The following is a 20,306-nucleotide window of genomic DNA, read 5'->3' on the forward strand; positions in this document are numbered from 1 at the left end:
TGCCGAACCCGGTGCGCTTGGGCGGTCGTGCGGTCAGTTCATAACGCTACCCAGTGAGCCGAAGGGTCCGGGACTCGTCCAAGCCGCGCAGCGAAGGGTTTGGAAGAAGGAGTCGGTAGGCATGATCGTCACAGTCTGCGTGACTTGCTCCGAGTCGGTCTGGCCTTGGTCTCGAATGGCGACTTCGGCGTCGGTGACTCGCCAGCGGCAGAACGTTCCTTCATTGGCTGCCCCGGTGGTGGTGTAGGTGCCCGGCATGATGTCACGGCCTACTTCTAGGGTCTCGTCTGCATTAGGGGGGACCACCTCGGTGCCAAGGGATCCCATTGGGGAGGCCGCATGGGCCGCGGGGCCGAACATCGTGGTTGCAGCGAACGTGGCAGCAATGAGCATTAGGGCTTTCGGAACTGGCATGGCGCCAACAGTAATCGCGGCGCTCGACCTGTCAAAGGGTCCGATCTTGATCCTTTCGCGTAGTGAAAGTACCGGATGTTGACTCGCTCCGCGTGGACGCCGAGGGGGCGATCCTCCGCTCGATTGCTACCTTGCGGTAGGCGTAACCTCGACCGGTGGAGTACGCCGAGTCTGCTTGAAATGGCCAAAATGTCCGGTGGCATGGGGCAGTTCGCGGGTGTTCAATCAGGCTGCGCGACTACCGAACCCATCGTCTGTGATGGGTATCAGCGGATCGTGTCGATGGGGACCGGGGCTTCTGTCGCGGATCATGGATCAGGTTCGAACACAATATGATTCGGCGTCGAGTTTCAGCGCTGTAGAGGGATCTGGCTACACGCCTATTCAATGAGACAACACATGTTTTCGCTCGGTCGAAGGTTGTCCATTGGACGACGCACCTTTTGCCAGTGGTGATCAGGCGATAGACCACAAGCCGAGAGAATCCTCCCCTCAGGCCCAGTCGTAGGTGCGTTCGACGGCCTTGTTCCACTCGGCGTAGAGCCGGGAGGACTCGGCCTCGTTCATTCTGGGTTCCCAGGTCTTTTCGACGGCCCAGTTCTTGCGGATATCAGCCCCGCTCTCCCAGAATTCAACCGCGAGCCCGGCCGCGTATGCAGCTCCGAGGGCTGTCGTCTCCTTGACGGTGGGCCTGATGACCGGAACCCCGAGGATGTCGGATTGGAATTGCATGAGAAGTTCGTTGACGACCATGCCGCCGTCCACTTTGAGTGAGGCGAGTTCGACTCCGGAATCGGCACGCATCGCTTCGATTACCTCGCGCGTCTGGTACGCGGTGGCCTCGAGGGCAGCGCGGGCCAGGTGGCTCTTGTTCGCGAACCGGGTCAGCCCGACGATGGCACCGCGCGCATCGGGTCGCCAGCGGGGTGCGAAGAGACCAGAAAACGCGGGTACGAAGTAGACTCCGCCGTTGTCGTCGACTGCCTTCGCCATCTCTTCGATCTCCTTGGCGGACTGGATTATTCCCAGATTGTCGCGCAACCACTGGACTAGCGACCCGGTGACGGCGACGGATCCTTCAAGTGCGTAGACGGCAGGTGCGTCACCGATCTTGTAGCAGACGGTGGTAAGGAGCCCGTGCTTGCTGGGTACTGGCGTGGTCCCAGTATTGAGAAGAAGGAAGTTGCCTGTTCCGTACGTATTCTTGGCCTCGCCCGCCGACAGGCAGGCCTGCCCGAACGTAGCTGCCTGCTGATCGCCGAGGATTCCCGCCACAGGGATGCCGGGCAGCGGCCCCTGGGGGTGTCCGACTCCGTAGACTTCTGAGGAACTGCGGATTTCGGGCAGCATCGACATCGGAATACCGAAATCGGCACAGATCTGCGGATCCCATTCGAGCGTCTCGAGATTCATCAACAGGGTGCGGGACGCATTGGTGACGTCCGTCAGGTGGGCGCCTCCGGTGAGATGCCACAGAATCCAGCTGTCGATCGTGCCGAAGCACAGATTCCCGGCGTCGGCCTTCTCGCGTGCGCCGTCGACGTTGTCGAGAATCCATCGGACCTTGGGCCCGGAGAAGTACGTCGAAAGCGGAAGCCCGGTGCGCTCGCGATAGCGGCTGGGACCCTGATCGCCACCAAGCTTTGCGCACAGTTCGTCGGTCCGCGTGTCCTGCCAGACTATGGCGTTATATACGGGTTCCCCGGTGTTGCGGTCCCACACGACAGTGGTCTCGCGCTGATTCGTGATACCAACCGCACCGATGTCGCGCTCGGTGAGATCCGCCTTCGCGAGGGCGGACGGCACTACCTTGCGGGTGTTGGTCCACAGTTCCCGAGGGTCGTGCTCGACCCATCCCGCTCGTGGAAAGAACTGCTGGTGCTCCATTTGGGCGACGCTGACCACGGCGCCGGCATGATCGACGATCATGCACCGACTCGAGGTGGTGCCCTGGTCTATTGCGGCGATGTACTGAATCACACGCATGAAGCTACTAGCCTGGAGATGAATCCGTAGCGATCTCACAGGAGCCCGCGTTGAGTAATCAGCCAGGTGTGCAGTTCCTCGGTCCTCGAGAGCGTGATGCTGCATGGGACCAGTTGCAAGATGAGCAATTCGATCTTGTCGTGATCGGTGGTGGTGTGGTCGGCGCAGGTGCCGCACTCGATGCGGCCACTCGTGGGCTCAAGGTGGCGTTGGTGGAGGCGCGGGACTACGCGTCCGGAACCTCGAGTCGCTCGTCGAAAATGTTCCACGGAGGACTGCGCTACCTCGAACAACTCGAATTCGGTTTGGTGCGGGAAGCGTTGCGGGAGCGTGAACTGTCGCTGACGACTCTTGCGCCACATTTGGTGAAGCCGTTGAAGTTCCTGTTCCCGATCACTCATCGGCTATGGGAGCGGCCCTATCTGGCAGCGGGAATCTTCCTCTACGACCGGATGGGCGGAGCCAAATCTGTTCCAGCGCAGAAACATCTGACTCGGGCGGGCGCATTGCGCATGGCGCCGGGGCTCAAGCGCAGTTCGCTGGTCGGTGGCATCGAATACTTCGACACGGTAGTCGATGACGCTCGGCACACCATGATGGTTGCCCGCACCGCGGCGCACTTCGGGGCAGTTGTGCGGACGTCGACGCAGGTGGTCGGATTCCTTCGGGAGTCCGATCGGGTGTCGGGTGTGCGCGTGCGGGACTGCGAGGACGGCCGCTCCGCAGAAGTGAAGGCGCACGCCGTCATCAACGCGACCGGGGTGTGGACGGACGAGATCCAGTCGCTGTCCCGTCAGCGCGGTCGATTCCGGGTTCGCGCGTCCAAGGGTGTGCACATCGTGGTTCCGCGGGATCGAATCGTGAGCGATGCCGCGATCATCCTCCGCACGGAGAAGTCGGTGCTGTTCGTGATTCCGTGGGGGAATCACTGGATCATCGGGACCACCGATACCGACTGGAATCTCGATCTCGGACATCCAGCGGCGACGAAGGTCGACATCGATTACATCCTGGGTCACGTCAACCAGGTACTGGTGACCTCGCTGACTCATGAGGACATCGACGGGGTCTATGCGGGCCTTCGTCCGCTGTTAGAGGGGGAGAGCGCCGAGACGTCGAAGCTCTCGCGCGAACACGCTGTCGCGCGCGTCGCCCCAGGCTTGGTCGCCATCGCAGGCGGCAAGTACACCACCTACCGCGTCATGGCGAAGGACGCGGTGGACATTGCGGCGGAAGACATCCCGGCTCGGGTGGCACCGTCGATCACGCAGAAGGTGCGATTGGTGGGTGCGGACGGCTACTTCGCCTTGATGAACCAGACCGTCCATCTCGGTGAGACCTATGGACTGCATCCGTACCGAGTCAAACATCTGCTCAACCGGTACGGCTCGCTGATCCGCCAGGTCCTCGACCAGGCCCAAGGTAGACCTGAACTACTACAACCTCTCACCGATGCTCCCGCCTATCTGCAGGTCGAGGCCGTATACGCGGCGGCTGCGGAAGGAGCTCTGCATCTCGATGACATTCTCGCCAGGCGGACGCGGATCTCGATCGAGTACTCACATCGAGGTGTGAACTGCGCCGAACAAGTCGCGCGACTGGTGGCCCCGATACTCGGCTGGGACGCCGACACCATCGACCACGAGGTGAACACCTACAAGGCCCGCGTCGAGGCTGAAGTGAAGTCGCAGGCACAGCCGGACGACCTGTCTGCCGATGCGCTGAGGGCTGCAGCTCCCGAGTCGCGGGTAGAACTGCTCGAGCCGCCGGTCAGTGGGTCAGAAAAACCTTGACCACGACGATGGCGGCCGCGATGACTGCCAGAGTGAACGCCGCCAAATGGGTACCCAGAGTCACCTTCTCTTGGCGTAGGCGGCTGACGACGTAGCTGGTCGAGCTGATACGGGCGATTATCACGATTTCGGCGGTCAACTGCGCAGTTGCCGGTTCGAGCCAGTCCAGGAGCGCGGTTGCGAGGATAAGGCTGGGCACCGCCGCTGACGTCAGGATAGGCAGGCCGTCCCGGAGTTCTCGTCTGCGTTCGGTACTCGTCAGTGATCTGTTCAGCCGGAGTGTCTGGCCGACGGACTCGGCGAACGTGTGGGCGAGGAACGTGGACAGGGCGGTACCGACCACGATGGCGATACCCAGTGTTTCCTGCGACTGCGTGACGGGAATGAGAGCCGCCAACACCAGGATGTTGCCGTAGATGTACGCGCTGATGCGGCTTGACGCGTGCTCGGGCGTTAACGCATTTTTGCTATCCAGAGTCGGACGATTGAAGAGACTCGCAGGATCCCACGCCATGCCTCAGAGCATTACACGGCGGGGGAGTCAGTGGGTCCGGACCAGAGAATTGGGGGCGTGGGCAGCGATTACTCTCGAGACTGCCATGACGATGAGGGTTGACACAGCGATGAGTTCCATGTGACCGAGTATTCTCCTGAAACCCGTGAATTCCGTTGAGGCTTTCTGTGAGTTTCCTGGCAATTGACCAAGTATTCATCGGCGCCATCCCGACCCTTTAAGGATGGGATGGCCGACCCCTCGATCGGGCGCGCAACTTCGAAGACCTGTGCCGGATCATTCTGGAACTCGCCGAGCGGTGTTCGGGACGAGATTGTCAAGAGGCCCTCAAAATGTGGAGCATGCACTATCGGAGTAGTGAACCTCTAGCCGACCACGGCTTTGCCTGCGACAAGGGACTTTGCGATGACAGTGCGTAGCACGTCGTTGGTGCCTTCCCCGATAGCCATCAGTGGGGCGTCGCGGTAGAGGCGTTCGACTTCGAATTCCTGGGAATAGCCATAGCCTCCGTGTATCCGCATCGCTTCCAGAGAGCAGTACAGTGCTGTCTCGGAGGCCATCACTTTGGCCATGCCGGTTTCGACGTCGGCCCGATGGCCGGCGTCCAGGCGCGACGCCGCCCAATAGGTCAACAGCCGAGCGCTCTGCACGCGGGTCGCCATTTCTGCCAATTGCAATTGGATGGCTTGGAATTCGGCGATCGGGTGGCCGAACGCGGTGCGGTCTCGGGAGTACTGTAGTGCTTCCTCATACGCGCGTTGCGCTACCCCGACAGCCCGCGCCGCCACATTGATTCGCCCTCTCTCCAGCGCAGACAGCGCTTGCTGCATGCCCTTGCCCTCGACTCCCCCGAGGAGTTGGTAGCGATCTACCCGGGCATCGGTGAGCACCACCTCGCAAGACTCTGTTCCCTTGTACCCGAGCTTGGGGATGTCCCTGGTGACCCGGAAGCCGTTGGTGTCGGCATCCACGAGAAGGATGCTCATGCCGCGATGGGAGGGTGATGCCGTGGGATCGGTCTTGACCAAGACTGGCAGGGGGTCGGCGTGGCGTGCGTTAGTGATCCACATCTTGGTGCCATTGACAACGTAGTGGTCGTCTGTGAGGCGTGCAGTGGTGGCAATACTCTGCAGATCGGTTCCCGCGTCGGGCTCGGTCAGAGCGATGCCGGTGCGGTGAGCGCCGCTTGCCAACTCCGGCAGGTACTTTCGCCGCTGCTCGTCGGTGCCGTAGTGGGCGATCATCCAGCAGGACAGCGAGTGGCTACCAAGAATGCCGGCGATGCCCATCCATCCGCGAGCGATCTCCTCGAAGGTGACCGCGAAGGACACCGCGTCTACGCCCATGCCACCGTACTGCTCGGGGACCAGAAGACCGAACAGTCCCAACTTCTTCATGCTCTCCACAATCTCTGTGGGATACCGGCCGGCATGCTCCCAGGCGCGAGCGACGGGAACGATCTCCTTGTTCACGAAGGATCGGATCGTGTCGCGGTAGAGGCGCTGCTCAGGACTGAACTCGAAATCCATTGTTTTTCCTAGGGGTTTGGCCGGGAACCGAACGCGCCGTCACGGGTGAGGCGAGCCAAGTCGGCGTCGTCGTAATCGAGCAGGGTCCGCAATACCTCGCTGTTGTGTTCACCCAGCTGTGGTGCTCGACGGTGGGTGCGGGGAACCGGACCGACGCGCACTGGCGAACTCACTTGTTTAACCGTGCCGAACCGAGGATGGTCAGTGGTAATGAGCATGTCGCGGGCAATGGTGCGCTCGTCGGTCAGCGCCGCGGCGATGTCGTTGACCGGTGCACACGGCACACCGGCTTCGCGTAGTGCCAGGATCCAATCCTCCACGGAGCGGGTGGCCAGCACCGAGTCCATGATGGCTTCCAGTTCGGTGCGATGGGCGGCTCGACCGGTGAACGTCGCGAACCGAGGATCTTTCAGGGACGTCTGGTTGAGGACGTCGACAAGGCGGTGCCAGAACTTCTCCTTCGGGCAGGCTATGACCAGCCAGCCGTCCTGGGCGGGAAAGGCTTGGAAAGGCACCAACGAGGGGTGCGCCGATCGAGGCAAGCGCTGCGGCGTGTAGCCCTCGGTCATGTGCCAGGTGCCCAGATAGGTAAGTAGGCCGATAGCAGTGTCGTACAGACTGACGTCGCAGTCCATGCCGATGCCGTCGCGGCGCGCAGCGTGCACACCGGCCAGCAGTGACAGTGCCGCGACGAAACCGCCGCTGTAGTCGACGAGGGAGATGCCGGTCTTCTCGGGGGGTCCTTCCGGGTCTCCGGTGAGCGACATCCAACCTGCGTAGCCCTGCAGTACGTAGTCATATCCAGGCTCGGAGGCGCGGGGTCCGGTCATGCCGAACCCCGACAAGGAACAACAGACAATCTTGGGGTTGATGTGTTTGAGGTCGTCGTAGAGGATGCGCAGTTTGGCCGGTACATCGCCGCGCAAGTTGGAGTAGACCGCGTCAGCTTGTCGAACCAGGTCCTCGAAAACTGCCCGGCCGCTGGGATTTCGCAGATCCAGACAGATGCTTCGCTTGTCTCGGTTGAAGGTTTCGAAGAAGAGCGAGTCTTCACCCTCGGCGTATGGCGGCACGTAGCGGCTGATGTCCCCACCAGTTGAGGTGTCTTCGACTTTGATCACGTCAGCGCCCAAGTGGGCAAGCTGCAGCGACCCGAACGGGCCCGCACCATACTGTTCCACCGCGATGATTCGGATGTCCTCTAGAGGCAGCATGCTCAGGGCTCCAGCGGCTCTTTGGCTCGAGGGAAGACGCTGCGGGCGCGATCGGCCCCCCGCTTGTGCACGTAAAAGGTGCGTTCGAAGCGAAGGACTTCGTCGCCGTCCTGGTTGAGGGTTCGCGTCTTGATTGTGACGATCCCGGCCTGTGGTCGGCTCGCCGACTCTCGCTTGGCCAGCACCAGCGACTCGGAAAACAGGGTGTCGCCTACGAAAACCGGGTGGGTGAGCACCAGTTTGTCCAGACCGAGATTGGCGAACGCGTTCTGGGTGGTGTCGGTAACCGATTGGCCGATGGCGATGGCGATTGTCAGGGTCGAGACCACCAAGGGTTTTCCGAATTCCGAGGCCTTTCCGACCTCGGAATTGAAGTGGGCCTGATTGGTGTTCATCGTCAGCAAAGTGAACCAGGTGTTATCAGCTTCGCTGATCGTCCGCCCTAATGGATGTTGATAGCCGTCGCCGACTTCGAAATCCTCGTAGAAACGGCCCTGCCACCCTTGTTTGATGTTCGCTGGCGCTTCGGAACGCTCATCCACAACCGCGAGTGTATGTATCGGATATTTGGTGTTCAAGCACTTTTCGAGAAAATATACGATGTAAAGATACCCTTGGCCCGAAATGTACGATAATAGAAATATCCTGGACCTGGTGGGAAGTACATTCGGCCGTGGCTCCGTGGCTCCGTGGCCTGTCTGGGCCGGTGCACGATTCAAGAAGCGCGGGCAGGACTACGTTGGCAGTGAGTGCAGAAATAGATGAGCTGTAGGCCGAGTTCGCGCCCTTCGATTACCGTCCCGCAACGGCGGCAGCCTCTTCCAGCGCGTCCGTATACCCACGGGCGGTGCCTGTGGGGACTGTTCTTGTCGGCGTGGATCATGCGATGGGCGAGGATAACCATCGCCGGCAGGTCGATTACCTCGCTTGTCGGAGTGAACGGGTGGACACCGCGTAGGAAGCACACCTCGCTTCGGTAGAGGTTGCCGAGGCCTGCGAGGTTGCGCTGATCGACCAGGGCGAGGCCGATCGGCTGCTCGCCGGCCTCCAGCAGATTCCTGACCGCAGTGCTCGTATCCCAGTCGGGGCCAAGAAGGTCCGGGCCGAGGGGCCCGATTGCGGAGGCCTCCGCGTCGCGGGCGATAACCTCCGTAATTCCGAGTGAGAACCCGACGGCCACCCGATGCTCGGTGGCGAGGACGATCCGCGCCTGATGCCCGGGCCTTCGCCAGGCGGAGTCGGGCGCATAGATGTGCCATGCGCCCTCCATCTTCAGGTGGGTGTGTATGGAGTGGTCGCCCACGCGGATCAGCAGATGTTTACCCCGGCTGACCACCTCGTCGATCTCCTGCCCGGACAGATCGATCACGGCGTACCGCGGGACCCGGATGTCGCACCGGGTGAGAACGTGCCCGGCAAGGGCTTCGTGCAGTGCGTTGGCGGTGCGCCAGACGGTGTCACCCTCGGGCATGTCAGGCTCGCAGCCGGAATCCGCGCGGGGTGGGGGAGAAGCCGGCCTCGGTGAGTACGGGTGCGAAGTCGCTACCGTGAATGGTGCGGCCGTCGACCTTCTCGACCACGATCTTGTCGATCCCGCCTCGCTTGACAATGCCAGCGAGAGCCGCTGCTGCCGTCCGCAACACGCCGGGATCGTCGTTGAACGTCAGTACCGTCCGTCCACCGCGCTCCACGAACAGAACCAGCTCTCCCTCCACGAGAACCACCAATCCGCCTGCCTTGCGGCCTGGGCGGTGCCCGGGAGAATCGTCGCCCCGCCTCGGCCACGGCAATGCTGCACCATACGGGTTGGCGGGATCGCTCGCGGCCAGGGTGACGGCGGGGAGGCGGGTGTGTTTGCCTTCGAGGGACTCGGCGTAGCTGCGCAGGCGGTCCACCACTGGCGGTGTGGAGAACTGGGCGCCGCCCAGAGTCTCGACGAAATGTCCACGGCGGCTGCGCCCGTTGTCCTCGAAGGTGCCGAGCACCTTGTACATCAGCGCAAATCCCCCCGGCACGTTCTCTGCCATCACAGATCCACGCGTCACCACCCCATACCGTTCGAGCAGCAGTTCCGCGGTTGCGCTCGCGCGCAGCGTCGGATCCTGTTCGGGATCGGGCAGAATCGACCAGCGACCGCCGACGGTGGGCGGCGCCGTCCGTACCGGTAGCGCAAGGTGCCGATACGCACGGGCGCGGGGAGGCCGACGCGGCGAACGGTGGCTGGTGGTGGTACGGGAGGTGTCGGACAGGAGCGCACGCACCGGGGCGAGGGTGTCGTTCCCTATTCGCCCGAGCCACACCAGTTCCCACAGAGCAGTGGCCAGTGTGCTGTCGTCGACATCGTCGAGCGCTTCGGACAGCTGCCGGAAGAAGTAGGCACCACCACCGGCCAGGGTGTCGAGAACGCGCTGCTGGACGTCCGACAGTTCCGCTTCGCCGGGCGCCGCGAGCGTGTGTGGTGCCGAGTCGGCGGGATGCAGACACACCCATCCGTCCTTGCCCGAGATATTGCCTGCTCCGGACCACAACACCTCGCCTGTGGACGTGAGTTCATCGAGCATGGCGGGGGAGTAGTCGGCCACACGGGACGGCAAAACCAGTGATTCGAGTGCCGACGCCGGTACCGGGAAGCCCGCGAGCTGGTCGACGACGGCGGCGACCCCGTCGATTCCACGGAGTGTGCCGCCGACGTGCTGCCAGCTCGGCAGGAACCGTCCGAACGCCGCTGTGCTGACCGGCTCGACCTCCTGCCTGGCAGCGGCAAGCGAACGCCTGCGGAGGCGTCGTAGCACCTGTGCGTCGCACCATTCGCTACCCGTCGCGGAGGGTCGGAATTCGCCTTCCACCACCCGATTATCGAGAGCCAGGCGCTGGAGGACGTCCCGCGCGACCGCGGTTCCCAGACCGAACCGAGCGGCGGCATCCGCGAGAGTGAATGGTCCGTGGGTGCGGGCGTAGCGACTGATCATGTCGCCGAGAGGGTCGTCGACCGGCTCGATGAACGCTGCCGGGGTGCCGATCGGTAGGGGCACACCGAGGCCGTCCCGGAGGCGCGCCGCATCCTCGATCGCTGTCCACCAGTCGGTTCCGGCGAACGACACCGGCAGCACTCGTTTGGCGCGGGTCAGTTCCTCGAGCCACGGGGCCGGATCTTCTGCTGAGCGCTCGGCGATCTCGGCGGTTGTGAGTGGACCGAGCATCCGAAGCAGATCTGCGACCCCCTCGAGGTCACGGGCCCTACGTTCGGGGAGTAGTCGCTGCAGTTCGTTCTCGGCCTGCGTGATGACGTCGGCGTCGAGCAACTCTCTCAGTTCGACCCGGCCGAGAAGTTCAGCGAGGAGCGTCGAGTCCAGCGACAACGCTGCAGCGCGCCGTTCAGCGAGAGGACTGTCGCCCTCGTACATGAACTCGCCGACGTAGTTGAACAGCAGGGCGCCGGCGAACGGTGAGGGCGACTGCGTCTCCACCTCGACGATGCGGATCCGGCGCCGTTCGAGACGGCCGAACAGATCCTTCAGAGCCGGGAGGTCGTACACGTCCTGCAAGCACTCGCGAACCGTCTCGAGCAGGATGGGAAAGGTCGGATATTTTCGGGCCACGTCGAGCAGTTGGGCCGAACGCTGCCGCTGTTGCCACAGCGGTGCGCGTTTTCCGGGAGTCCTGCGGGGTAGGAGCAGCGCTCGCGCCGCGCATTCCCGGAATCGTGACGCGAACAGCGCCGATCCTCCCACCTGTTCGGTGACGAGATCCTCGATCTCATTCCCGTCGAAGACGAACAGGTCGGCGCCCGGCGGTTGGTCTTCGGTGTCGGGAAGGCGGACGATGATGCCGTCGTCGGACGCGGTGGCGTTGGCGTCGAGCCCGTGACGTTCGGCGAGTCGGGCACCTACCGCGAGAGCCCACGGCGCGTGGACGCGTTGACCGTAGGGTGAGTGCAGAATCAGGCGCCAGTCGCCGAGCTCGTCGCGGAACCGTTCGACCACCAGTGTGCGGTCGGTAGGCACTTGCCCGGTTGCCGCCTTCTGTTCGGCAACGAGTTGAACGAGGTTGACGGTGGCGTTCTGATCGAGTCCACCGGTGCGGCAGCGTTCTTGGACCTCGTTCTCGTGCCCGAGTGAGACCTCCCGAAGGAATTGACCCAACGCCTCGCCCAGTTCAGCCGGTCTGCCGAGGCCGTCCCCGTGCCAGAAGGGCAGACGTCCTGGGAGCCCGTAGGCGGGGCTGACCAGCACCCGGTCGAAGGTGATCTCCTCGATTCGCCAGCTGGTGGCACCGAGCGCGAAGACATCGCCCACTCGCGACTCGTAGACCATCTCCTCGTCCAGTTCACCTACGCGCGAGGCCTTCTCGCCGACCATGTACACCGCGAACAATCCGCGGTCGGGGATCGCGCCGCCTGACGTAACGGCAAGGCGCTGGGCGCCGGGGCGCCCTGTGAGGGTGTTCGCCTCCCGGTTCCACACGAGACGTGGACGGAGTTCGGCGAACTCGTCGGACGGATAGCGGCCGGCGAGGAGGTCGAGGGTCGACTCGAACGCAGACCGGGGAAGGGTTGCGAAGGGCCCACTGCGCCGGACTGTTTCGAACCAGTCGTCTACGTCGACCTGCTCGACCGCAGTGGCGGCCACGGTGTGCTGCGCGAGGATGTCGAGCGGGTTGGCGGGCACGTCGAGGGCCTCGATCTTGCCGGTCACCATGCGCTCGACGGCGACTGCGCAGTGCACCAGATCGGTACGGTGTTTGGGAAATACGACGCCACGGGAGATCTCCCCGACCTGGTGTCCGGCGCGACCGATACGCTGCAGACCGTTGGCCACGGATGGTGGTGACTCCACCTGAACTACGAGATCAACTGCCCCCATGTCGATTCCGAGTTCCAGGCTACTTGTCGCTACAACGCAACGCAGTCGGCCCGATTTGAGATCGTCCTCTATCAGAGCCCGCTGGTTCTTGCTGACCGACCCGTGGTGCGCGCGGGCGAGCAGGGTATCGGCGCCGAAATTGACCTCGGACGGGGAGCCGATCTGAGAGGCCGGTTTCGGGTTCTTGTCGACGGCGTTCCCGTCACGTTCGGCGTAGATCTCGTTGAGTCGTGCGGTCAGTCGCTCGGCGAGACGCCGCGAATTGGCGAACACGATGGACGAGCGATGGGCAAGGACCAGGTCGACGATCTGCTCCTCGACGTGCGGCCAAATGGATCCCGACTGTGGGGTCTTCGAAGCGGAGTCGTCTGCGGGTTCGGCGAGGCCGAGTTCGGTCATGTCCTCGACCGGCACTCGGACTGTGAGGTCGAACGTCTTCGGTGACGGTGGTGCCACGATACGGACGGGTGCCGAGCCGGACAGGAACCGGGCCACCTCCTCGTGGGGCCTCACCGTTGCCGACAGACCGATGCGCTGGGCGGGCCTGTCCAGAAGCCGGTCCAGGCGCTCCAACGACAGTGCCAGATGCGCACCGCGCTTGGTGCCTGCCACGGCATGCACCTCGTCGACGATGACGGTGTCCACACGGGTCAATGTCTCGCGCGCCGCGGACGTGAGCATCAGAAACAGTGATTCGGGCGTGGTGATGAGGATGTCCGGCGGGTTCTTGATCAGAGTGCGCCGCGCGCCGGGCGGCGTGTCACCTGATCGCACGCCAACCGAGATCTCAGGCGGCGTGAGGCCGAGTCGCTTTGCGGTCTGTGTGATGCCGACGAGAGGTGCCCGCAGGTTGCGCTCGACGTCGACACCGAGGGCCTTCAGCGGCGAGATGTACAGGACACTCGTCGACCGCTTCTTCTCGCTGGAGCCGGCGAGTTGATCGAGAGACCACAGGAACGCCGACAGTGTCTTGCCGGACCCGGTGGGTGCGACGACCAATGTGTGGGCTCGACTGGCGATCGACTCCCACGCCCCCAGTTGCGCGTTCGTCGGCGCGGGAAACGCACCGTCGAACCACTCGCGTGTGGCGGCGGAGAACCTGCTCAGGACGTCGGTCACCCCTCCATACTGCCCTGGGGGTACGACAGATCCCTGCACGATTGGCGCTGATCATCGATCTGCGATGAGAGTCGGTGGGCGTCGATTTCCTATTGTCCGACACGCGGAGTGTCTCGAGCGTCACCGACGGATTTGGACTGTATGGTTTTGCCGTTGAAACGGTTTTCTGCTGACGTCCAAGAAGTCTCATCCACTCTTTTGGCTAGGAGAAGACGACGTGCGTAACGGAACCAGGAGCATTATCGCAGCTATCTCAGCCCTCACGCTGGCTACCGCCGCGGGTGGGGTCGCATCCGCTCAAGGATTGTTCGGAAGTGCCGGTGAGGCGGGAAGTTCAGGAGTTCTCGGAAGCTTCGGTGACTTCGGGTCGTTGGGCAGCCTCGGAAAGCCCACCATCCCGGGGGACGGTTTGTTCGACGTGGGTAACGGGTTGGACGGCACCGTCAAGCCGGGCATCTACCAGAACCCTGGCATCCCTGACGAGCCCTGCTTTCGGTACCGCGAGAACCCACTCATCGCCTCAAGCGGTGAAACGTTCAATGGAAACCTCCCGTTTCAGGCCGCAACGGCGGTGATCATCGAACCCACCGACATCGAATTCTTCCCGAACAGTTGTGCGACGTGGGAGTGGGTTGCCCCCGTGCCGCATTCGACAGGGTCGGCTGGGTCGACGGGCAATCTCGAGAAGCCCACCATTGAAGGAAACGGCACCTTCGATGTGAGTGCCGGTGAGGTCGAGCCGGGCATCTATCAGAATCCCGGGGTAGTCGACCAGGCCTGTTTCTGGCAGCGCGTGGCGCCGGACTTCGATACAAGTTGGAAACTCGAGCCAGTTCTCGGGGAGAAGGTGGCGTCGGCGGTGATCATCGAACCGACCGATGCGACGTTCACCACGACCGGCTGCGCGACGTGGGAGTGGGTTGCCCCCGTCCCGGGCTCGACAGGGTAGGTCCGACCAGCCGTCACGGCGGGCATCGCCATTACCGACATGCGGGCCGTCTCGAGCGCTATCGACGGACAGGAACTGCACGGCCTTTTCCGTTGACGTCCAGGAAGTCTCATCTACTAGGTAGGGGAAGACGACGTGCGTAACAGAACCAGGAGCATCATCGCAGCTATCTCAGCCCTCGCACTGGCTACCGCCGCGGGTGGCGTCGCGTCCGCTCAAGGATTGTTCGGAAGTGCCGGTGATGGAAGTTCTGGAATTCTCGGAAGCCTCGGCGACTTGGGGTCGTTGGGCAGCCCCGCGAAGCCCACCATTCCAGGGGACGGCCTCTTCGACGTGAGTGCCGGTGAGGTCGAGCCGGGCATCTACCGGAACCCTGGCATTGCGGATACGAGCTGCTTCTGGGCGCGTACCGGTCCACTGATCGATGGATTTTCCCCCTTCGACAACGCCGTGGACCCGTTCCAGTACGCAACGGCGGTGATTATCGAGCCCACCGACACCGAATTCTTCACGGACAATTGCGCGACGTGGGAGTGGGTTGCCCCGGTCCCGGACACGACAGGCTCGGATGGGTCGTTGGGCAGCCTCGGGAAGCCCTCCATTCCCGGGGAAGGCACCTTCGACGTGGGTAACGGGTTGTTCGGCACCGTCAAGCCGGGCATCTACCAGAATCCCGGGCTCATCGACCAGGACTGTGACTGGGAACGAGTAGGGCCGAATTTCGAGACAGGTTACGAGATCGATCCATTTTTCGGCGACCAGGTGGCGTCGGCGGTGATCATCGAACCCACCGACACGACTTTCACCACAACCGATTGCGCGACGTGGGAGTGGGTTGCCCCGGTTCCGGACTCGACAGGCTAGCTGGGTTCGTCCTAGGAAAGGCCTGCTCGGCCGAGATGGAGTACACCCCGCTCGGGTATTTCCATCTCGGCTCCCGTGCCGCTGCCTATAGTCGGGTGCCGAACTCGACGCCGGCAGCTTCGAGGGGCTCCCGCAGATCGTCGAGTTTGATCCAGTCGTGTATCCAGGTCGGTGACTCGACCGGATTGTCCAATAGCCGCTTCACTACCTCCGCCGCAAGGACCGCCGTTGCCCGGTACAGGCCGTAACTTGCAGCCCAATGGCATTGCCCAGCGCCGCCATGTGCCGCGATCACCCAGACGGCGCCGCCGGGCATATCCGGCAGTATCGCCGCGAGTCGTGGCATCAAAGTGAGTGCGGCCAGCTTGACGGTGGCGAGCCGGGAATCGAGCCGTAGGTAGCTGCGTACCGGGACGCCGAGATCTACGGTGAGCTGGTTCTGGTCGCCGAAGTCTGTACGCAGTGACGGAAAGAGCGGGTATCCCGCTTGCGCGGGAAGCTTGAAAAGCTTGGGCCGGGTGTAGTTCCGCACCTGCGACCCGTCCGGGTCCGTGAAGCGCTTGCGGCTCAGCCCGTTGAAGAACTCCGCGGATGCCGGCCCACCTAGCTCGCCCGCCCCGAACCCGATCACCACGTCCACTGGCCCACCGCCCTGGGCTGCCTCGGCAGCGAGCAGGGTGGTCAGCCCGGGTGCGATCCCAGCGCAGAGCAGGATAGGGCCCTCCACTTGCTCGAGTTGCTGGAAGTAGTCGTAGTCGGAGGCGATGTCCGTGAACGCGATCCCGCGTGTTGCGGCCGCCGCCGCCACGGCGGGATCCTCGATGCCGGAGCAGTTCACCACTACGGACACCCCATCCAAACCGGTGGACAAGGATGAGGGATCGGATAGGTCGATCACCCGGTCCGCGCGCGCCGGGTTGCGGCCCGCCGCCAGCGCTTCGACGCCCGCTGCTCGCAGTATCTTGACGAGGTGCTTTCCTGCTTCCCCAGACCCGCCGAGGACCAACACCGATTCCGCCATTCCGACCGCCTCCAAGCGCATCAGAGAATAACTCCGATGCGAAATTCTAGACCTCGACTTCGGGACGTGACAACGGCGAGTTCGGACCAACGAGTGAGAACGACAAGACGCCGACGCGGCAGAAGATCCTGAGCGCCACCCGCACCCTGTTCACCACGACCGGCTATGCGTGGACCGCGACGAAAGCGGCGATCACGGATCGGGACCCACTGTCCCAGTTGGGTACTCAGACCGATGTACGCGGCTGATACTCGACCGCGCCGCGCCGCGCCTGCTGTGCTGGCGGTGCGGGCCGCGGCCGAAGCAGATCCCGAAGTCGCGCGACTATTGGCGACCACCTGCAGCACGGATGTGCGACCTGGGAGCGGGTTGCCCCAGTCCCGGCCTGGACGGGCTCGACTACCCGGACGTTGCTGCTATTCCGGTGCCGAACTCGACGCCGGCCGCTTCGAGGGGCTCCCGCAGATCGTCGAGTTTGATCCAGTCGTGTATCCAGATCGGTGATTCGATCGGATCGCGCAGCAGGCGCTGCACAATCTCCGCGACGATGGCCGCCGTCGCTCGGCACTGGCCGTGTCCGGTGGCCCAGTGGCTTTGCCCGGAGCCGCCATGCGCCGCGACTACCCAGCCGTCGCCGCCGGGCATGTCACCGTCCGGCAGCAGTGCGGCGAGCCGCGGCACCCACGTAAGCGCGGCCAGCCCGACCGTGGCGAGCCGGGAGTCGAGCCGCAGGTAGCTGCGGACCGGCACCCCGAGGTCGGCGGTGAGCCGGTGCTGATCGCCGAAGTCCGCTCGCAGTGACGGGAAGCGCGGGTATCCCGCTTGCGCGGGAAGCTCGAAACTCTTGGGACGGGTGTAGTTCCGCACCTGCGACCCGTCCGGGTCCGCGAAGCGCTTTCCGAACAGACCGTACGTGAACTCCGTGGATGCAGGCCCGCCACCCTCGCCCGCCCCGAACCCGATCGCCACGTCCACCGGCCCGCCTCCTTGTGCCGCCTCGACAGCGAGCAGGGTGGTCAGCCCGGGCGCGATTCCGACACCGAGCAGGACCGGACCATCTATCTGCTCGAGTTGCTGCAGGTACTCGTAGGTGGAGGTGATGTCCATGAACGGGATCCCCCGCGCGGCAGCCGCCGCGGCCACGGCGGGGTCCTCGATGCCGGAGCAGTTCACGACCACGGATACTCCGTCCAACCCGGTGGCCAAGGAGGTGGGGTCTGCCAGGTCTATCACCCGATCCGCGCGCGCCGGGTCGCGGCCCGCTGCCAGCGCCTCGACCCCCGCCGCCCGCAGCTTCTCGACCAGGTGCTTTCCGACCGCGCCATATCCGCCGAGGACCAACACCGATTCCGTCATTCCGCCCGCCTTTCAGAAACTAGAGTAACGCTCTAGTGCGTCACTCTAGAGTTAGACTTCAGGATGTGGCAACACCCAGTGAGGACGACAAGACGCCGGCACGTCAGAAGATCCTGACCGCCGCCCGCACCCTGTTCACCACGACCGGCTATGCGTCTACCACGATGAAAGCCATCGCCGCCGAGGCGAGCGTCGCCGTACAGACGGTGTACTTCGTGTTCGGAAACAAGCGCAGTGTGCTCGAAGCTCTGCTCGACGTCTCCATTGCCGGCGACGACGAGCCGACTTCGACGCTGGCGCAGCAGTGGGTAGCCGAGGCGGTTGCGGAGCCGAATCCTCTGTCTCAGTTACGTATTCAGACTCATGGTGCACGGTTGATACTCGATCGCGCCGCGCCCGTGTTGCTTGCTGTGCGGGCCGCGGCCGGAGCGGATCCCGAAGTCGCGCAACTGTGGGCGAGCACCTGTGAGCACCACGAGATGGTGCTCCGGCACCTGACGACCGCTCTCGCGGACAAGGTCGACCACCTCGACATCGACCGCATCGTCGACGTCGGGCTGGCGTTGCTGACCCCCGAGACCCACATCCTGCTTGTCGATGAGCGGGGTTGGAGCCCCGAGGAATACGAGCGCTGGGTGGTCGACGTACTAGCCCGCGCGGCGGGTCTAGGGGGGTGAGCGGCACGGCTATCGCGCCGGCATGATGTTCCCTCTACAAGACGACGATATCTACCAGGAGTGGTTCCCCTGGCGAAATCGACTCGGCACGATAGTTACCGGACTGCCCTGTGCGACAGTTGTATTCATCGCCGCACGATGCGGGGGAACTGGCACCCAGCCCCTCGATTCCGGGTATATCCGGGAGCGTCGTGACCGAAGTCCGGGAAGGGGTCAGCTGGTCTGAGGGAGATATGCAGTCGTTCATCGGTATGACTGGCTGACAGCAACCGTGCACCGTCTTCACTCTCAGCGGTCCTACCCGTGTAGTTGCCGACATCGCGACGTGAAACCAGTGCCACCTGGTGATCGGTTCGCCTTGCTTCGGCAGGGTCTGTGCTTCCCAGGCGCATGTCCCGCACCATGGACGAGTGCGCATGTGCGACGGCCGGATCGGCTACAGTCTTGCCATGACTGCCGCAGGAGACAGCCGCGAAATCGACCGACTCCGTGAATCCGCACAGACCCGCCTCGAGAAGGCGGTGGGCGAAGGACAGCTGACACTCGAGGAGTACTCGGAGCAGGCTGCGATCGTGTGGTCGCGCGACGTCAGTGTCGAGCGTCTGAGGGGGTTGGCCTCCGTTGATGTGGCAATGTCGCCCGTATCGCGACCTCAGTCGACCATCATCGGAATCTTCGGTGACATCAAGCGTTCCGGTCGCTGGTCGCTCGCTGTTCAGACACTGGTGATGCTTGTGTTCGGGGATGTGAAGCTCAACCTGAGGTCGGCAGTGATCGGTGCCCGGATCTCGACGATAACCCTCGCCTCGGTGTTCGGAGACAGCACCATCACCGTTCCGGAAGGCGTGCATGTCGAATTGGGTGGATTCACTGTCTTCGGCGACCGCGAACTAGGTTCCGGTGCAAAGGATCCCGGCCCCGGTGCCCCGACGATCCGGGTCGTGTCGTACTCGCTGTTCGGTGATCTGAAGGTGCGCACGCGCTAGTCGTGGCTCAGACGCTCGAGTAACGCGGACTTGATGGCGGGCCGACCTGATGCGACCAGCGTGAATGTCGCTTCGCGCATGAGACGTTCCGCAGTGTTCCCGGCGATGAGCGAGGAACTACCCTTCGCGGTGACGAACGTCGTCGCGGTCCGGACCGCTAGCTCCGACGCGTGCGCGCGTGCTTCGGCGATGTCCGCCCGACCTTCCAGTGCCGCATCGAGATCGACGCGCACCCGGGCCGCTTGCTTCTCGAACGGATCGGTATTGCTGCCCAGCGCCGCCAGTTCGGTGATGGCACGGCGTGTGATGCCCAAGGCCATACACCCGTTGAGCCACATCGCGAACAGCTGGCTCTTCGTGAACTCTTCCGGGGTGACGACAGTGTTTACCCGGTCAACTGGCACGGTCAACCCGTCGAACTGCAAGCGAACGGTGTTGGAACCTCGCGCAGCGATGAGAGGCAACATCTCGGCGGCAAGCTCGCGCTGCGGTTGAGCGGGAATGATCACGTTCACGATGGAGTCCTCCACCTTGTTGCGCGCCGACACTTGGAGCAGGTCGATGATTCCCCACCCGGTGACGAACGGTGCGATCCCGTCGAGTACGTATCGATCGCCAACACGCTTGGCCCACAGCAGCGGCGGCTCCGGGATAGCGCCCGCCATCGACACACCTGCGCGGATGGTTCCCTCGATCAGACCGTCGAGGTATCGATTGCGCAGGCCGGAGTTGGGTGAGCGGGAAAGCCCTGCGACCACTCCGTAATGCTGCATCCACGTGAAGGTGGTGGCGAGGCACCCGCCCACGAACGTTTCGAACACTTCGACGAGGACGGGCAGCGTCACGTCCGCCCTATCGGCCGCCGCGAGTCCGTAGAAGCCGTCGTCGGCGAGGGCCTCGAAATGGCTGTCGGGGATCCGTCCGTCGGCGTCGACTCTGTCGGCGACCGGGAACAGAATGTTCTCGGCGATCTCATGCGCCTTCTCGGTCCAGTTCGTCACCTCCTCGAGGGTAGCCGGTGA

16 protein-coding genes are annotated in these 20,306 nt (G+C 63.5%); 5 read left to right on the forward strand and 11 right to left on the reverse strand.

Annotated elements, in window-relative coordinates:
- Nucleotides 1-33: 33 nt before the first annotated feature.
- The gene (locus tag AB0I57_RS04985; protein WP_358330638.1) at nucleotides 34-414 is read right to left on the reverse strand and encodes a hypothetical protein; all 381 of its coding nucleotides are present in this window, start codon (nucleotides 412-414) and stop codon (nucleotides 34-36) included.
- A 492-nt stretch (nucleotides 415-906) separates the two neighbouring features.
- The gene (gene glpK / locus AB0I57_RS04990; RefSeq protein WP_358330641.1) at nucleotides 907-2,400 is read right to left on the reverse strand and encodes a glycerol kinase GlpK; all 1,494 of its coding nucleotides are present in this window, start codon (nucleotides 2,398-2,400) and stop codon (nucleotides 907-909) included.
- A gap of 50 nt (nucleotides 2,401-2,450) precedes the next feature.
- Between glpK and glpD the strand changes: the two genes are divergently transcribed.
- Nucleotides 2,451-4,193 carry a glycerol-3-phosphate dehydrogenase gene (gene glpD / locus AB0I57_RS04995; protein ID WP_358330644.1) on the forward strand — a complete coding sequence of 581 codons (1,743 nt, stop codon included), beginning with the start codon at nucleotides 2,451-2,453 and terminating at the stop codon, nucleotides 4,191-4,193.
- Here the strand turns inward: glpD and AB0I57_RS05000 are convergent.
- From AB0I57_RS05000 to AB0I57_RS05025, 6 genes are all read right to left on the reverse strand, one after another.
- Entirely contained in the window at nucleotides 4,171-4,707 is a 537-nt protein-coding gene (locus tag AB0I57_RS05000; RefSeq protein ID WP_358330646.1) for a hypothetical protein, read from the reverse strand. The genes glpD and AB0I57_RS05000 overlap by 23 nt on opposite strands.
- A gap of 365 nt (nucleotides 4,708-5,072) precedes the next feature.
- Complete coding sequence (locus AB0I57_RS05005) at nucleotides 5,073-6,236, reverse strand: acyl-CoA dehydrogenase family protein (protein WP_358330649.1); 1,164 nt, start codon at nucleotides 6,234-6,236, stop codon at nucleotides 5,073-5,075.
- Between the two features lie 8 nt (nucleotides 6,237-6,244).
- Complete coding sequence (locus tag AB0I57_RS05010) at nucleotides 6,245-7,450, reverse strand: CoA transferase (protein ID WP_358330651.1); 1,206 nt, start codon at nucleotides 7,448-7,450, stop codon at nucleotides 6,245-6,247.
- A gap of 2 nt (nucleotides 7,451-7,452) precedes the next feature.
- Nucleotides 7,453-7,992 carry a MaoC family dehydratase gene (locus tag AB0I57_RS05015; RefSeq protein ID WP_358330654.1) on the reverse strand — a complete coding sequence of 180 codons (540 nt, stop codon included), beginning with the start codon at nucleotides 7,990-7,992 and terminating at the stop codon, nucleotides 7,453-7,455.
- Between the two features lie 173 nt (nucleotides 7,993-8,165).
- The gene (locus tag AB0I57_RS05020; RefSeq protein WP_358330656.1) at nucleotides 8,166-8,921 is read right to left on the reverse strand and encodes a DNA-formamidopyrimidine glycosylase family protein; all 756 of its coding nucleotides are present in this window, start codon (nucleotides 8,919-8,921) and stop codon (nucleotides 8,166-8,168) included.
- 1 nt (nucleotide 8,922) lies between these two features.
- Nucleotides 8,923-13,431 carry an ATP-dependent helicase gene (locus tag AB0I57_RS05025; protein ID WP_358330658.1) on the reverse strand — a complete coding sequence of 1,503 codons (4,509 nt, stop codon included), beginning with the start codon at nucleotides 13,429-13,431 and terminating at the stop codon, nucleotides 8,923-8,925.
- A 217-nt stretch (nucleotides 13,432-13,648) separates the two neighbouring features.
- On the opposite strand from AB0I57_RS05025, the gene AB0I57_RS05030 reads away from it, so the two are divergent.
- Nucleotides 13,649-14,380, forward strand: coding sequence for a hypothetical protein (locus AB0I57_RS05030; protein WP_358330661.1), 732 nt, complete (start codon nucleotides 13,649-13,651; stop codon nucleotides 14,378-14,380).
- A 135-nt stretch (nucleotides 14,381-14,515) separates the two neighbouring features.
- On the forward strand, nucleotides 14,516-15,244 hold the full coding sequence (locus tag AB0I57_RS05035; RefSeq protein ID WP_358330664.1) for a hypothetical protein: 729 nt from the start codon (nucleotides 14,516-14,518) through the stop codon (nucleotides 15,242-15,244).
- Between the two features lie 85 nt (nucleotides 15,245-15,329).
- On the opposite strand, the gene AB0I57_RS05040 is transcribed toward AB0I57_RS05035, so the two are convergent.
- Together AB0I57_RS05040 and AB0I57_RS05045 are read right to left on the reverse strand one after the other, a co-directional pair.
- On the reverse strand, nucleotides 15,330-16,265 hold the full coding sequence (locus AB0I57_RS05040; protein WP_358330666.1) for a hypothetical protein: 936 nt from the start codon (nucleotides 16,263-16,265) through the stop codon (nucleotides 15,330-15,332).
- 399 nt (nucleotides 16,266-16,664) lie between these two features.
- Nucleotides 16,665-17,621, reverse strand: a complete 957-nt coding sequence (locus tag AB0I57_RS05045) for an NAD-dependent epimerase/dehydratase family protein (RefSeq protein WP_358330669.1) — start codon at nucleotides 17,619-17,621, stop codon at nucleotides 16,665-16,667.
- A 65-nt stretch (nucleotides 17,622-17,686) separates the two neighbouring features.
- Here AB0I57_RS05045 and AB0I57_RS05050 point away from each other — a divergent pair, with 65 nt between their 5' ends.
- Both AB0I57_RS05050 and AB0I57_RS05055 read left to right on the forward strand, forming a co-directional pair.
- Nucleotides 17,687-18,298: a helix-turn-helix domain-containing protein gene (locus tag AB0I57_RS05050; RefSeq protein WP_358330672.1), complete on the forward strand. Its 612-nt coding sequence runs from the start codon at nucleotides 17,687-17,689 to the stop codon at nucleotides 18,296-18,298.
- Between the two features lie 449 nt (nucleotides 18,299-18,747).
- The gene (locus AB0I57_RS05055; RefSeq protein ID WP_358330675.1) at nucleotides 18,748-19,284 is read left to right on the forward strand and encodes a LiaF domain-containing protein; all 537 of its coding nucleotides are present in this window, start codon (nucleotides 18,748-18,750) and stop codon (nucleotides 19,282-19,284) included.
- On the opposite strand, the gene AB0I57_RS05060 is transcribed toward AB0I57_RS05055, so the two are convergent.
- The gene (locus AB0I57_RS05060) at nucleotides 19,281-20,285 is read right to left on the reverse strand and encodes an acyl-CoA dehydrogenase family protein (RefSeq protein WP_358330677.1); all 1,005 of its coding nucleotides are present in this window, start codon (nucleotides 20,283-20,285) and stop codon (nucleotides 19,281-19,283) included. The two genes, AB0I57_RS05055 and AB0I57_RS05060, sit on opposite strands and share 4 nt — an antisense overlap.
- Nucleotides 20,286-20,306 lie beyond the last annotated feature (21 nt).

It is taken from the genome of Rhodococcus sp. NPDC049939, from assembly GCF_040656415.1.
Lineage (GTDB): Bacteria > Actinomycetota > Actinomycetes > Mycobacteriales > Mycobacteriaceae > Rhodococcus_F.

Excerpts from the sequence above, each read along its gene's own strand:
- AB0I57_RS05005 (WP_358330649.1), bottom strand. The coding sequence starts at position 6,236 with ATGGATTTCGAGTTCAGTCCTGAGCAGCGCCTCTACCGCGACACGATC.
- AB0I57_RS04985 (WP_358330638.1), bottom strand. The coding sequence starts at position 414 with ATGCCAGTTCCGAAAGCCCTAATGCTCATTGCTGCCACGTTCGCTGCA.
- AB0I57_RS05020 (WP_358330656.1), bottom strand. The coding sequence starts at position 8,921 with ATGCCCGAGGGTGACACCGTCTGGCGCACCGCCAACGCACTGCACGAA.
- AB0I57_RS05040 (WP_358330666.1), bottom strand. The coding sequence starts at position 16,265 with ATGGCGGAATCGGTGTTGGTCCTCGGCGGGTCTGGGGAAGCAGGAAAG.
- AB0I57_RS05045 (WP_358330669.1), bottom strand. The coding sequence starts at position 17,621 with ATGACGGAATCGGTGTTGGTCCTCGGCGGATATGGCGCGGTCGGAAAG.
- AB0I57_RS05010 (WP_358330651.1), bottom strand. The coding sequence starts at position 7,450 with ATGCTGCCTCTAGAGGACATCCGAATCATCGCGGTGGAACAGTATGGT.
- AB0I57_RS05055 (WP_358330675.1), top strand. The coding sequence starts at position 18,748 with ATGACTGCCGCAGGAGACAGCCGCGAAATCGACCGACTCCGTGAATCC.
- AB0I57_RS05000 (WP_358330646.1), bottom strand. The coding sequence starts at position 4,707 with ATGGCGTGGGATCCTGCGAGTCTCTTCAATCGTCCGACTCTGGATAGC.
- glpK (WP_358330641.1), bottom strand. The coding sequence starts at position 2,400 with ATGCGTGTGATTCAGTACATCGCCGCAATAGACCAGGGCACCACCTCG.